Genomic DNA, 14105 nt, shown 5'->3' with positions numbered 1-14105 from the left:
CTAATCAGCCTCGCTGGCGTTCACGGCCGGTAGCCGAACTCGCGCTCAAATTCGTCGTCCGTGATTGGGCGTCCGCCCGTCACTTCAAACTCCAGTCCCGCCCGGTTGGTAGCCGCGCCGGCAGCGGGCATCACGCGGGGATTTGCCCCCTGCAGGAGCTTGGCCAGCTTGCTCGTAGGCAAGCCCCTGTTTTCCCGAAGCAGCAACTTGGCAAGGGCGTTACTGTTCGCCGCGCGCCCAAGCGTTGCCCCGCCTAGCGCCGCCTGCCCAACCATCGGAATCAAGGCCGGGTTGGCGATGCTCGTGCCGCCCATCAGGACGTTGTAGATCATCGACCGCTGCGCAGTGCCGGAGTCGGCAATCGGGTCCTTCAGGATGGTCTGACCCATCCGAGCAAGCTCCCGCATTTCCTTGGTGCTGCCGTTGCGGATCAGGGGCCACAATGCGCCGGGGCGAATGTCGTCACTCGCGCCGGCGGCCTGCTTCCGCGCGTTCTCCACGGTCCGGAAGTTCGCCCACTGAGATCGCAGTGCCTTGAGTGCTGCAGCGTCCTCCGGGCCCACTGAGTCGGCGGCCAAGTCGTCCAGAGCCTGCCGCATATCCCGCACGGCAAGGCCCAACTTGGTCTTGTCCTCAGCCTTCTTGAGCGTGGTGCGCACAGCCTGGTACTTCTGCCCGGTGAGGAGCCCGTCGTCTGCGTTAGCCAGAATGTCGTCCAGCTGGTTCCGTAGGACTTGGGCCTCGTCATTGGTCAGACGGCGCGACGCTTCCCGCTCAATCTCGGCCAGCTTGCGGACGCCCTTCTCGGTCAGAGGTACAGCGTTCCGCTCGTAGATGCCCTCAAACTGCCGGCTCATGGCTTGGCGGGCATCCCGCATCACGTCATCCGTGATCTTGGGAACATCCACGCCGAAGGTACGGCCCACCGCTCGGTTGAACGCCTCTTGCTGCCGCTTTGCCGCACCGCCATAGCCACTAAAGGGCAGGTACTTGCCGGCGCTGGCCGCGACCTTCACCGGCAACGAGTCGGACACCTGCGATGCATGCAGGGGAATCCCCATGGCCTGCGCTCGGCGCCCAAGCGCCTGCGTCAGCTCAGGCACGGCGTTGGCCGCACGCTGACCGACTTGGCCCAGAGCATTCCCCACCCACTGGCCACCCGCACCGAACGCAGCACCCACAGCCGCATTTTGGCCTCGGCTCTCCTGGTGGGCTACAGGCTGTAGTGCGTTGTAGCCCGCAGCCAATGCCGCATTGCTCGCAACTGCAGCCCGCCCGGTCGTTCCAAACGTCCGCGCCACAGCACCACCCGGCGCAGCCATCAAACCAATGTCACCGGCAACGCCACCCAACGTGGCGGCCAGATCACCCTGCATATACGCGTCGCGGTTGCGGGCTTCGACTTCATTGGCCAGCGCCCGTCGATACCGCGACGTGGGCTCACCGGTAATCAGCCCGGACAGGCTTTGATTTTGCGGCGCAATGAAATCAGCGGCAGCTGCATACAACTGGTTAGCCCCGCGCCCAGCCCGCCCGACGCTAGAGCCAACGCCGATCAATGCGCGAACCGGCGCAGGAAGCTCGCGGAAGGCGTCACGCTTGGCTTGTTCTGGCGTGCGACGAATCGCGCCACGCTCGGACTGCGCCATGATCTGAGCAATCTCAGCGTCAGACTTAGAAGGTCCAGCGCCGGGCCCCGAAAGCAACGGCCCTGTGTACGGGTGTCCTTGGCCGCCAATCGCTCGCACTTCCAACGGGTCGCGTCGCTTGGCGCCAGCGCCGTCAAAAGCGACACCTGCGCGGACGTTGCCGAAATCGGCGCGGCCTGCGCGGTTGGACTCAGGTGGCGGATTCAGGCCAACTTTTGCGGCGTACTGGCCGTACGACATTTGGCCCGCGTAATGCTTCTGATATACGCGCCGGGCGAACTCGTCATCACTCATTGCCGCATAGGCGGGCGATGAAGCCTTGAGCTCGTCAAACTTTGCCCGCGCAGTCATCTCCGCGAGTCGCCGGGTAGGCGCCCTGGTCGCATTGCCGTCGGTTGACTGCGGAATCAGGTCATCAAAGTCCCCTCGCTGCTTGGGGATCAGGTCATCGAAGTCGCCACCGCCAACCTCGGCGCCTTGTGCCCGCTGCCAGCGGATCTGATCCGCTAGCTGACGCGCACCGGCCACGTCCCCTGCTGCGTGCGCCTTCTGCAGGGCGCTGCCTAGCTGCGCCTCGGGGTAGGTCTTTCGACCCTGCCCATAGTTGGCCTGCGCGTACGCCAATACCTCGTCTTGAGACGCGCCCTCAGGTGCCTGAACTTCAAACACACTCCCATCAGGAGCCTGTACCCGGTACTTCGCCATTTGTCGTCCTTGACCCACCCGCCAGGTGGAGTTAATGAAGGGCCGCAGTCATTGCGACCCAGAAAAAGGGGCCGCCCGTATACCGGGGCGGCGCGGTCGTCTTGAGCCTGACGAGGCGGCGGGTGTTGTCCGGATAGACCGCCGGACACGGTGGACAACCGAGCGCCCATCTCCGCCAAGATGGAAGCGCCACCAATCTCCCCCTAATCACCCCGTCTTGAACGGGAATAGGGATTGCCACCCGTATCGCGGGGTGGCGCGCGAGGTGACATAGCCGGGGGGCGAGTGTCCCTATCCCTATAGGTCATTGGCCGGGTGTAAACCGGTCCCGCCCCTTCGGTTCATCGCCAGATGGACTTAGGAGACTGCGGACAACGGAACCTAACGAACTCCGCCCCGCTGTCACTAGTCGAAATTAGACGATCTTCACCCGGGGAGAGCTTGAATTGCTCTGTTGTCAGCCACGTTTGACCCTCGCCGGAAAGCTCTAGAATCAACGCCACCTCATACCGGCCGTTGATAACCACAGCACGAGCCGGCCCTTCGCTTTCGTAGTAGGAAATATCGCGAGCTCGAACGGATAGGGCCGAATCGTTTCGGCCAGAACCGCAGTCCTCCAACCGAGCATCCCAACTCCCGCGAAATTGCGGGGGGATTTCGTCTACACGTTCCGCCGCATTCAAGCTTGCGCTGGCGGCAAGCAGCAGCGCAGTCACTATCGCGCGCATACCAACTCCGAAGAAACGGTAATAACCCATGGGAATGGTGTGTCTCTCGGCATTCTGGGTCAAGCATCGCTGCGAAACGCCAAGAGAAATCGGACTGCGGCGTTCTCCGTCCAGCCACCCAGCATCTCTTCAGCACGTACTCGAGCCAGGCGATATGCGTCCTTGCGTACACCCAGCGACTTTGCCCGCGCCTCCAAGGCCATGACCGGCCGCCGCCACATGATCCGATGCATGGCATCCGTCAGCGCCTCCTCCGCGAACCGGTGCGCCAGGCGGACCCGTCCGTAACGCAACACGGTGGGCCACTGGCTCAGATCCTCGCAACAGACCAGCAGCAGGATGGCCTCTAAGGGGCCATCCAGCTGCGCCATGGCCAGCGCGGCAGCAATGTCCGCCCCGGACCTGTGCTTGGGAATGACCACCTTTGTTCCGGACGCCTTCCATTCGCGCATTTGGCCGACTCGCCCACTACCCCGCAGCGACTTAGCCGCCCCCTCCAACAACCGGGCCCGCTTCACGACACGCAATGCGGCCAACTCGGGGTTATCGGGCTGGTCAGGCGCCACCCAGTCCAAGTCCGCATGCCAAGCCATGCCGGCGCCCTTCCATGACGACAGGTAGCGGGCCGCCTGATCCACCGCAGAGCCAGGGTACTGCTCACTCTTCTGGAAAACGTTGCGGCCGTAACCTGCCAGGTTAGGTCGTCCAGTCATGGCGCACCTGCCGCTAACGCCGCTGCAAGAGGTCTGTCTGACTGTGCGACGGGTTCGCTGAAAATGGCCGAGTGCTCTGAAGCCTCAAATCCAGAGCTAGAGCAGAGCGGCCGTCCCCAACACCCCCCTTGGTAACCTATAAAGGTGTTCGAATAGCGACCAATTGAAAGCTCAATCCAACCCGAGACTGATTCACATAGCGACCAATGGGTCATTTTTGACCCCTTTCGGACGCTTCCTCAGTTCGCATAGCGACCACATTGGTTCGCATAGCGACCACAGATTTTGTTTTCTGCCATGAGTTGCTGGCGGTCGCAGTTGCCCGCACCTCCAGCCCTTTGCCCTCGCAAGGGTCAATTGGCCACCAGGTCACTGCATACAGGGCGCAGCGGTTACGGCTGCCCGTGCGGGTAGCGATGATCCAGCTGCGCGCCAGTAGCCCGTTTAGCGCCTTCTGGCGGGTTCCGCTGCTGCGCCAACCACGATGCTTGAGCTGTGAGAATGCGCAGCTCAGATCACCGTTGTTGAAGCCGGTGTACTTGCCGGCAAGCTCAATCAACAGCTTGAGCTCCCAGCCGTCCAGCTCGCCAAACTCAGCAGACCTGAAAACGTAATGCGGGACGCCCAGATAGGTGGCCGCACTTCGCCCGGTCGTCTTGCGCCGACGAGTCGTGTCGTTTGCCATTCCGCCCCCCGGCGACTTAACGGCTAGGCGGGTCGCCCCGCTCCAGCTGGGTTTGCAACCGGCGAACGACCGTGGACACTTCCGCCAAGGCGCGGAGCATCCAGTCACACCGGTCGGCGGACGGCTCTCGGGCAAGCTCAAGAAGCTGAGACCGCGTCAGGTCGCCCAAGTCGGGCAGTCGCGTAGCTATCGGGTGACGGTCAATCACGGTCACCTCCCCTGGACACAGGACGAACAGGCCAAAGGGCGCATGAAGTGATCCGACACGCGCCGGTCTGCTGCCGCCAGTTGCCGAGTCCAGAGGCGGGGTCGTGGCAACACCAGCGGCAGTGGGCGTCGATAGCCGCGCGGAGGCCCTTTTTCGGGGCCTCTGGGGCCTCGCCTGTACCGTCGTAGCACCCGGGCCCTGCGTCGGCTGTAGCGGAGCCAAATTGGCCGCTCTTGAAGGCTTCCCGTGTCATTTTGGCCTCCTGCGGGACTTGCCGGGATGGTGGCCACCGAAGGTGGTACTAAGCCCCCCACGGGACCGCCCTCGGCAGGCCACGTGACGCCAGGTTGTGCCGTCGCGCGCACTGCGGATCGTTGCGGGGTCCACGCCCAACTCACGGGCCCACTGTGCGACTGTTTTTTGCCCCGCTTTGGTAGTGCGCCTGATCTGGCGGACCAACTCAGCGGTCAACTTGGAGTCCGAGCGCGCCTCACCTACGGGTGCCAGCCCCATCGCGATTGCCCGCCGAACGTTCTCGGATTGAGTCACGGCGTCCAGGTTCGCAATACGGTTGTCGTGCTTGATCCCGTTGAGATGATCGACTTGATAGCCTTCCGGGATGCGCCCGTGAACCGCCTCCCAGATGATCCTGTGCGGGTATTGGTAGTTGGTGAGCCCTTGGCGGGGACCGACGCGCACGTAACCGTCCGCGCAGTCGCTCCCGATGACCTCTCCACTGCGGCCGTAGATCAGCCCTTTGGCTGGCCAAGTTAGGAAGCCCGATGGCTCGTGGAGGACAACGTCCGCGATCTGCACCGGATGGGGATGCAGCCCCATATCCAGCGGCCTCAAGATGCACCCTTTGGCGCGACGCGCGCGGACATCAGGAATGCGTCCAGGTCTCTTACCGGATATGCCACCCGCCGACCAAGTCGCAGATAGGCAGGACCAGTACGCTTGCGCCTCCAGTCTTGGAGGGTCCGAACGGAAAGGACGCCCAGATAGTCGGCGGCCTCCTGTTCGGAAAGGTTGCGGCGGGGTGCGTTGTCGCTCTCAGTGTCGGGCTTCGTCATAGGCACGACGTTAGGGGCGGGAAATCCAGTCCCGTTGCCGTAACCGGCCCCGATTGAGTGGCAGTTAGCCGGCATTGGCGACCTCCAATGCAGGCGTCCCGCTGTCAGATTTTTGACGGTCGGAATTTTGACGTGTGATCCAACGGTCAAAGCCGTCGGTATCCAGATAGACGCGCCGTCCAATGCGGACAACCGCCCCGGCCTCAGCTAGGCCATTCGAATCAGCGTGGAAGATCCACCAGCGCAGCTGGGCTTCCGTAAACGGGGTATCCCCCGCGAACTGTGAAACCGTCTGAAGGTTGCGTGCCACCGTTGTTGCTCCATCCCGGCGAGTGTTGGCCGAGTTGGAACGTATTCAATAGCGGTTTTGTCGCATTAGTCGGGAATTACCGCGACTAACTGAGTAATTACCGGCCTAGTCCAGCTTGCCCAACTCGGACACGACGCCTCGGATCGTCTTTTCCTTGGGGCCATCAAACCCAGCAGTGGCCACGGCCGCTTCAATCTGCGCAGCCGCCTTGCCGTTGGTTACGTCTATTCCAGCGTACTTTGCCAGGCCGGCGATAATTCGCAGGAGCGTATTTCGCTCGCGCGTGGTAAGTGACTTATCGTTTGCGTCTGTTGGCCCCGCCTTTGATCCGCTCATCAATTTCGCCAAAGTTTCATCGCGGAACCACAGGTCGCTAAGGGTTGGTGCGATAGTCCAATCTTCCTCGAAGTACGGCACGCCCTCGTACTCGTGATACGTCTCGGTTGAAAGCTCCCAAACGTCGCCATCATTGAGCCCATCGCACTCCGGCGCTGGCAGGACCGTGGGAGTAGATCGAAACTCGCCGACCAATCCAGCCTGGCGTAGCGTGTAGGGGTCAACCTGAAACCAACCCGTGAGCTTGTAGTAGCTCCCGCCAGCACCAGGAAATGGCTTTTCTGTCCGGTGCCACATGGATACTTCACCGTGGCCACTTGCTGGCTCTACCCCTCCTTGAAACGAGAGTAACTGGAGCTGCGCGGTAGTGCCTCGTAAGTGCAGGTACGCGGGGAGTTCGCCACGTGCAACCGCCTGACGGACAGCTTCCCCATCGACACCCAGTTCCTTACAGAAGTCGAACCACGTGAAAAACTTCTTCTGAATCACAAGCGCAACCCTCCGCGCCCCTGAAAGAGTCCCGCACCAGGCCGGCAGGGTCACCGACTTTTCGTCCCGTCGGACTAGGTGCGGGATAGTCGTTCAACTCTCGTCGCCTGCCAGGATATGGCGGGCAACGGGGCATTCGCCCACAACACAGGAGTGCTGCCGCAGCAACTGGCGCAATTGCGACAGCTCGGAATCAGTTAGCGGTGGCTCCCGCCCTTCACGCCTGCGACTCGGATCGAATCCAACCACGTTGTCAGCGTCCATGATCACGCCGCCTTCGGTGTCTGGCGCGCCCGGGCTTCGCTGTACTCACGGTCTGTCACCTCGCCCGTCGCCCCCGTTAGAGCCAGCATCAGCCCCCCGATTGTCGGGATGGTCTCCTTGCTCAGCATTTCCGTATTGGCGCACATCATCAGGTCGGACAATGCCTCCATCCATGCGAAATAGATCGAGGAATCCCAGCCAGCGAAGGCCTTGGGAGCGTCGTTTACAATCTCTGTTGCCATGGTCGTTCTCCTCCTGAACGGTCGTGGGAGGCGGGGCCGGGTGCCACTAACACCCGGCTCCGCCGTTACCGGCCTTAGCCGGATCTCTTGTGCCCTATGGAAACCACGTGGGCAGTTTTCTTTCCTGACAGAAGCGCTGTTTCAAGCCGCTCCATAGGTGAGCGTAGCCGGTGGACGTCGTCCGCCAAGTAACCAGCGGTAACGTCAGATTCTTGGCTGTGCGCAGCGATGCGCTTGAGGGCATAGGCAGATACGTCCATGGATTCCAGGACGGATAGCGCCGTGCGCCGAAGGTCATGGGGTGACCAGGTAATTGGCTGTCCCTCGGCGTCCTTGATCTTGGCCAGGAAGCGCGAGGACAGCCGCCCAATGGGGGTGAGCCCCCTTTCCTCGTGCGGCAGTCCGGGGAATACGTAGACCTTGGACCGCGCCTCGGACTTGCGATGCTTGAGCATGGCCAGCATCGCCGGCCCCAGCGGCAAGGTGTGTTCCTTCTTGCCCTTCATGCGGTCGGCTGGGATGGTCACGGCCTTGGACTTGAAGTCCACTTCCGACCACTGCAGGCCCGCCGCACTCGACCAGCGCAGGGCGGTGCACAGGAGGAATAGGGTCAGGTCGCGCTGAGTCCCGGTTAGATCCGGCGGCAGGTCATCCGGCAGGGCTCGGACGGATGCGACGAACTCGCCCAACGCGTCGCCAAGAAGGGCCCGTTTCCGGCGGGGAACGTTGCCCCAACCCTTGGTAGCCACAATGCGGCGCGCGACGTCAGGGAGGTCTAATTGCCGCTCGGAGCGAAGGTAATTGACCACCGCGCGGAGAGCCCTAACCGCGCCGTCCGCTCTGGACGGGCTGGCCTTGATCCGCTTGCGGTCCGCCGCCTTCTCGACCTTGGCCTGTGCCCGTACGTCGCGGGTCTTGCGGTCCTTATGGCGGTCGCGCACCCGTTCCGGGGTCAATTCGGACAAGGGGCGGTCCCAGAAGTCGCCAAACGTGGTCCGGAGGTCGCGTTCGTATGTGGCTTTGGTGGCCGGGCGGAGCTTGTCCCGCTCAGCCAAGTAGATGGCCAACCCCTCAGATAGCGTCAGGCTGTCCCGGGTTTGCGTGACCCTCCGGGCGCGCTTTTCGCTTTGGACGTCCTGACCAGCCATCAAGCGACCGATCACCTTCTGGGCCTCGACCCGCGCCGCCGCAACGGAGACCTCGTCCGCCTTGCCAAGCAGAACGCGCTGGCGCTGGCCGCCCGGTATGCGCTTGATCACGTACCAAGAGGCGGACGTCGGGCTCACCCTGAGCCAAAGGGCCGAGACCTGCTCGTCCTGGTACTCGACACGGCCGTGCTTCGCCTCAGAGCGCAGCGCGGCAACGCGAGCTTCTGTGAACTTGACCGTGATCGGCATACCATCCCCATTGGGGGTACGCAGGGGGTACCGGAATGCCCGTAAACCCTCGTACTCCTAGGGCGATAATGCGTCGTATCTTAATGATTTACAAGAGGGGTACGTAAATCCCCGTACCTAGCAGACGAACGGTAGCAAGGATTGAAAATCCCCGTGTCGGGGGTTCGATTCCCTCCCCGGCCACCATTTCGGTGGATAGCGTGAAACGTAGGCCCTGCAAGGCGACAAGCCCTGCGGGGTTTTTCGTTTTGGGTGCTTGCGGCCATCCGCCCAGACGCGAAGTAGCACGGGGATAGCCATTGTAGGAATTTTCCTACACGACGACGCGACATCCCCCTACATACAACGCGCGCGCCAAGCGTGACCCTTGTCCCACTCCGCTCGCGCCCACCGGCCATGCGGTGCTACAGCACACGGGAGCAAGGACAGACCATGGGTTACCGAGTCGAGTTCCGGGCCACGACGCCCGCGCCGCGCACCATCGACCACCGCGTCAGCCACTGTCGCTTCCCTACCCTGCTCGACGCCTTGCGGATAGCGAAGGTAGAGGCCAATGCCATGACCGTGGTGCAGGCCACGGACGTGGAGGTGCGGATCTATGACCGCCGCAATCAGCTGGCGCGCAGCCTGCTGGCCTCGTACGCCTTCAAGTGCGCATAGGCGATGTGCAACAGCGGGATGCTGGCGCGCCGACGGCCAGCGCGTTCGATCATGTCGCCGACGATATGATCCGCCTCGATGGGGCCGCGGCGCTGGATGTCGCGGAGCATCGACGCGGTCAACGTTGAGCCTGGCTCCGTCAGTGATTGCCGGGTGCGCTCGTTGGCGGCTTCGTCCGGCGCATGGCCTGCCTCGGCGGCGACGGCAAGGCAGTTGCCCAGCAGTTCCAGGGTGATCTCGCGCCCGCCGGGGGCGGCCATGATGTCGCCCACGGAGGCGCGCATCAGGCAGGTGACGCCGGCCAACGTGGCCAGGAACACCCATTTGTCCCACATGTCCTGGACGATGTGCCCGCTGGGCCGCGCATCGAACCCGGTATTGGACAACGCCGCGGTGATGCGCTGCATGCGGGCGGAGTCGCTGCCGTCGCGCTCGCCGAAGGTCAGGCTGTGCGTGCGGTTGAGGTGGCGGATCACGCCTTCACCGTCCAGCGTTGCGGCGATGTGGCACTGGCCACCCAGCACGCGCGCGGCGCCAAAGCGGGCATCCAGGGCGTCCAGATGGGCCATGCCGTTGAGCAGGGGCAGGACCGCCGTGTCCGGCCCCACCGCAGGCACGATGTCGTCGATCACAGGCGCCAGGTCATACGCCTTGCAGCCCACGATGACCAGGTCGAATGCCGTCGTGAGCGTGTCGCGCGTAACGGTCTGCGGTGACGGCAGGTCGATGTCGCCAAACGGGCTGCGCACCCGCAGGCCATCGCGGGCCAGCGTGGCCGCACGCGCCTCGCGCACGAGGAAGGTGACATCACGGCCCGCGGCGGCCAGCCGCCCGCCGAAGTAGCCACCCACGCCCCCAGCGCCCACCATCAGGATCCGCATCACCCACCTCTCCATTGCCCGTGGGCCATCATCTTAGCGGCGCCGTGCGAGCTGACCCGTCGCCCTTTGGTCGCACGCAAAAGAAAGGGCCCGGCGGTGCCGGGCCCAAGGGGTTGGAGCTCTGGATGTGCGCTTAGTCTTCGGCGCTCTGGTAGTGGGCCATGTAACGACCGGCGGCGACGGCATAGGCTGCGCGGGTCACGGTCTTGCCGGGGTCGAAGTACGCATGCAGGGTCGGCTGCAGGTCGAACGGCCCCTGGGTCAGGGCGAAGCGCGCGTTGATCAGTCCGTGATCCAGCGCCAGTTGCACGTAGCCACGCAGGCTGGCCGGGATGCTGGCGGCGTCTTCCACCGGGATGCGGCGGCCGTCGTAGAACGCGGTCAGCTCACCAGTGAAGGCCTGGGCCTGCGACTGCAGCGCCAGCGACTGCACCAGCGAGTAGGCCAGGCTGACACGGGTCACGCTGTCGGTCGGTCGGAACGCGCCGTTGACGGTACCCATCACCGCGTCCTGCTTCTGGCTGAGGTCGCGCAGCGAACCGCCGCGGGCCACGACCGATTCGACGAAGGCATAGGCCGGGTGGGTGGTATCGACGTCGTTGATGGTGCGTTTGCCGTCAAACGGCAGGTGCTGGCGGACGCTCGTGCCCATCACCAGGTACTGCGCCAGTTCGCTGCGCTTGAGGGTCTGGTCGGGGCGGAACTTCTTGTCCGAGTAGCCATCGACCAGGCGGTTGGCCACCGCGTACTCGATCGCCTGGCGTGCCGCGTGGTTGGCCACGTCGTCCATGCCGGTGTATCCACCGCTCTTGAGGAAGCTGATCTCGCCGCTGACCGTGCCGGGTGCGGCGTAACCGTTGGTGACGTTGAGCGGATCCAGGTCCGTGCCCGATACCGAGCCAATGCCGCGCACGCTCACCTTCCAAACGCCGGGCTTGCCGGGGGCACCGGTGGTGACGGTGTCACCCAGCACCGGCAATGCGATCGACGAGCCGTACTTCACGCCATCCGGGTCGGTCAGCACCAGCGCCAGCGTGTTCTCGCCGATGGTGGCGCGGGCCGAGACCCATGCGATGTCGCTGCCGACGGTGAAGGAGTGCTCCTCCACGGTACCGACCGGTGCGAAGAACACCGAGAACGGCTCATTTGGCACGCCGCCAGCGAGTACGGCGTTGGCGTTGAACTCGCGCAGCGCGTTGACGGTGGCGCCGTGGTCGTTGCGCAGGCCTGCCGCGGCCGCCACGGCCTCGTAGGCGTTGACGTGACCGGTGCCTGCCTCCCAGTACAGGCGCCCGGTCATGTTGGACGCGGTGCGCTCGATGATGTCCTTGATCTGCGCGGGGGTCAGGTACGGGTTGGCTTCCAGCATCAGCGCCACGATGCCGGCCACGTGCGGGGTGGCCATCGAAGTGCCGCTCATGTGGGTGTAGAACGGCACGTGTGCCGGATCAAGCGTCTCGGCATCGTGTTGCGCCTCGGTGGCCGGCAGTGCACCGGTCAGCGTGCGGGTGGAGACGATGTCCACGCCGGTAGCGACGATGGTGGGTTCGTTGCTGTAGGTCCAGCTGCGGCCGTCGGGCATGGTGAAGGTTCCGGTTTCGCCGCGCTTGCCGCGCGAGGAGAACGAGGTCAGCACGCCGTCCTTCTCGCCGGCGCCCACCGAGATGACCCACGGGGCCTGCGCATACGGGTTGTGGGTGTCCTCGCCAGGGCCGTCGTTGCCTGCGGCAAACACGCTGACGATGCCGCGCTTGTACAACTCATAGGTGGAGATGTTGACCGGGTTCATCGGGTCGAACTTGCCCGAGGAGCCCCACGAGTTGCTGGTCACGCGGATGGTGTTGGCGTAGGTGAACTGGTTGGTGGCCGCGTAGTCCAGGCCACCGACCGCATCGAGGATGAGCAGCACCGCGCCCGAGCCGTATCCCACCAGGTCAGCACCCGGCGCCACGCCGCGATACAGGCCGTTGGACTTGGCGCCGGTGCCGCCGATGGTGCCGGCGCAGTGCGTGCCGTGGCCCGACCCCCAGTCGGTGTTGGGGATGCCTTCGAGGTAGGTGATGGGCAGCATGCTGTCCACCGAGGCCAGGTTGGTCACGCCCTGGGTGTTCTGCACCAGGTGGTCGCCGAACTTGATGTCGTCATGCGTGCCGTCCACGCCCGAGTCGTTGACCAGCACGGTGATGCCCTTGCCGCTGTAGGGCACCGGGCGGCCGAAGTCGGCCGGATTCTGCACGGCGCGGGCGGCACCGGACATCTCGCGCGCTTCCTTGTTGAAGTAGCGCAACGGGGCGTTGAAGTAGATCGAGGCCACGTCGTCGCGCTGGGCCAGCGCGCGGATCTCGGCCGGGGTAGCCAGCGCGCCGGCGATCGGCAGGGTGCGCATGGTGATGCCCTTGGTGATGCCCAACTGCCGCAGGGCGGCAATCTGGGCGGCGGTCACCGGGCCGGACTGCTCGTAGCTGACCACGATCTGCAGTTCATCGGCCGCGCCGGCGCTCTGCATCAAGGAGACCAGCTGCGGGTCGAGGTGGGCGTCGGCCAGGGCGACCCCGCTGGCGAGCAGGCCGACGGAAATCGCGGAAAGGCGGAAGGCATGGCGGGAGCTACGGCGGGACAACATGGTCGGGGCACTCCGGTGGCTGGCGCCCGGAACTGGGCACGGGACCAGCATGCGAAGCCCGTAACCCCGCTCCCATCCGGATTGCCCCCCAAGGGCAACAGGGGATTTCCCTCAGTGGCCGTCCCGCCCCTGAACGCCCGGGCCACTGAGTGAAATCCCCTACAGACACTCTTCACACGGTGCGGTTAGTCTTGGGTGGCGCCGCCAGGAACGGCGTGGCCCGCCCGCCCAGCCCCCGGACGCGCCGGAATGGATATCCCAATGAGCCGGGGGCGATTGGTCGGGAGTGGTGGCATGGCGATCCTCAATTGGGCCTCGAAGCTGTTGGCGGTAGGCGCCCTGTGCGCCGCGAGCGCGTGGGCCAATGCACAGTCCTCCATTTCGGTGCTGGTGGATGCGTCCGGCAATGACGCCAGCATCGTCATCGGCGATCCGGTGAACCCCTTGGCCGACGTCACCCTGGCGTTCCAGGACGCGACGGGCCTCAGTCCTGCCAGCCTGGGCGTCTCGGTGCAGCAGGTCAGCCTGACCGACACCGCGCTGCTGGCACGCCTGCCCGACGCCAGCCTCACAACGCTGCCGGCCGCCCTGCCGCTGTTGATCACCATCGAGCCGCCGGCCAATGGCGGCCTGAGCTTCCGCAACACCGGCCGGCTGGAGATCCACACGCACGCCCTTGCCTATGTCCCCGGCAGCGCGTTCCGCGTGCTGAAGGCGCCGCTGGGCGGCAACTTCCGCGACGTGAGCGACGAGATCGCCCAAGGCAGCGTGCGTGCGCGCACCACCTACGGCGGTTTCTCCCAGTTCCTGATCGTGGCCGACCTGCGCCCAACCGGCGTGGTGATCAACGAGAAGATCGGCTACCTGCGCGACCGCATCGGCGCCCTGCCCTTGAGCGAGCGTCAGCCGTTCACGGCCAAGCTGGACATCGCCCAGGCGGCGATCGCGGCGGCCGACTATGACACGGCCATCGGCGCCATCGACGACATCCGGGCGCGCGCCCAGGCCCGGGCCGGCGACTTCCTCGCGAATGAGTGGCGCGCCACCCGCGACGTGACCAACCACGCCGGCGAGTTGGTGGCGGGCGCGGCCACCCTGCGCTTCAGCGTGGCCTACCTGCGCGACTACGGGCAGTAATCGAT

The 14105-nt window shown here is 64.6% G+C and carries 13 protein-coding genes; 2 read left to right on the top strand and 11 right to left on the bottom strand.

The genetic code is table 11. The annotated features are described in order from the left end of the window. Window positions 1–20 precede the first annotated feature (20 nt). From N800_RS01450 to N800_RS01420, 9 genes are all read right to left on the bottom strand, one after another. Complete coding sequence (locus tag N800_RS01450; protein ID WP_036134014.1) at window positions 21–2354, bottom strand: hypothetical protein; 2334 nt, start codon at window positions 2352–2354, stop codon at window positions 21–23. A 787-nt stretch (window positions 2355–3141) separates the two neighbouring features. After that, complete coding sequence (locus N800_RS01445; RefSeq protein ID WP_036134013.1) at window positions 3142–3795, bottom strand: hypothetical protein; 654 nt, start codon at window positions 3793–3795, stop codon at window positions 3142–3144. A 211-nt stretch (window positions 3796–4006) separates the two neighbouring features. Continuing rightward, entirely contained in the window at window positions 4007–4480 is a 474-nt protein-coding gene (locus tag N800_RS15785; RefSeq protein WP_156962825.1) for a hypothetical protein, read from the bottom strand. A gap of 457 nt (window positions 4481–4937) precedes the next feature. Beyond that, window positions 4938–5525, bottom strand: a complete 588-nt coding sequence (locus N800_RS15135) for an HNH endonuclease (RefSeq protein WP_156962824.1) — start codon at window positions 5523–5525, stop codon at window positions 4938–4940. Between the two features lie 11 nt (window positions 5526–5536). After that, window positions 5537–5761, bottom strand: coding sequence for a helix-turn-helix domain-containing protein (locus tag N800_RS15525; RefSeq protein WP_084087054.1), 225 nt, complete (start codon window positions 5759–5761; stop codon window positions 5537–5539). Between the two features lie 64 nt (window positions 5762–5825). Beyond that, on the bottom strand, window positions 5826–6071 hold the full coding sequence (locus N800_RS15520) for a DNA-binding protein (protein WP_084087052.1): 246 nt from the start codon (window positions 6069–6071) through the stop codon (window positions 5826–5828). Between the two features lie 105 nt (window positions 6072–6176). Then, on the bottom strand, window positions 6177–6896 hold the full coding sequence (locus N800_RS01430; protein ID WP_036134011.1) for a hypothetical protein: 720 nt from the start codon (window positions 6894–6896) through the stop codon (window positions 6177–6179). A 266-nt stretch (window positions 6897–7162) separates the two neighbouring features. Further along, window positions 7163–7402 (bottom strand): hypothetical protein, encoded by a 240-nt coding sequence (locus N800_RS01425; protein WP_036134007.1) that lies wholly within the window; start codon window positions 7400–7402, stop codon window positions 7163–7165. 74 nt (window positions 7403–7476) lie between these two features. After that, a complete protein-coding gene (locus tag N800_RS01420; protein ID WP_036134005.1) occupies window positions 7477–8799 on the bottom strand; it encodes a tyrosine-type recombinase/integrase in 1323 nt (440 codons plus the stop codon). Between the two features lie 432 nt (window positions 8800–9231). On the opposite strand from N800_RS01420, the gene N800_RS01415 reads away from it, so the two are divergent. Beyond that, a complete protein-coding gene (locus tag N800_RS01415) occupies window positions 9232–9459 on the top strand; it encodes a hypothetical protein (RefSeq protein ID WP_036134003.1) in 228 nt (75 codons plus the stop codon). Here N800_RS01415 and panE read toward each other — a convergent pair. Both panE and N800_RS01405 read right to left on the bottom strand, forming a co-directional pair. Continuing rightward, on the bottom strand, window positions 9411–10340 hold the full coding sequence (gene panE / locus N800_RS01410; protein ID WP_036134002.1) for a 2-dehydropantoate 2-reductase: 930 nt from the start codon (window positions 10338–10340) through the stop codon (window positions 9411–9413). The two genes, N800_RS01415 and panE, sit on opposite strands and share 49 nt — an antisense overlap. Window positions 10341–10473: 133 nt before the next feature. Then, window positions 10474–12963: a S8 family serine peptidase gene (locus N800_RS01405; protein WP_198032441.1), complete on the bottom strand. Its 2490-nt coding sequence runs from the start codon at window positions 12961–12963 to the stop codon at window positions 10474–10476. A gap of 294 nt (window positions 12964–13257) precedes the next feature. Here N800_RS01405 and N800_RS01400 point away from each other — a divergent pair, with 294 nt between their 5' ends. Then, window positions 13258–14100 (top strand): DUF6689 family protein, encoded by an 843-nt coding sequence (locus N800_RS01400; RefSeq protein ID WP_036134000.1) that lies wholly within the window; start codon window positions 13258–13260, stop codon window positions 14098–14100. Window positions 14101–14105: the final 5 nt, after the last annotated feature.

The organism is Lysobacter daejeonensis GH1-9 (assembly GCF_000768355.1).
In the GTDB taxonomy this organism is placed as follows: Bacteria; Pseudomonadota; Gammaproteobacteria; order Xanthomonadales; family Xanthomonadaceae; genus Aerolutibacter; species Aerolutibacter daejeonensis.
Note: the sequence above shows the minus strand (reverse complement) of the source record. Positions and strands in the feature narration are given on the sequence as shown.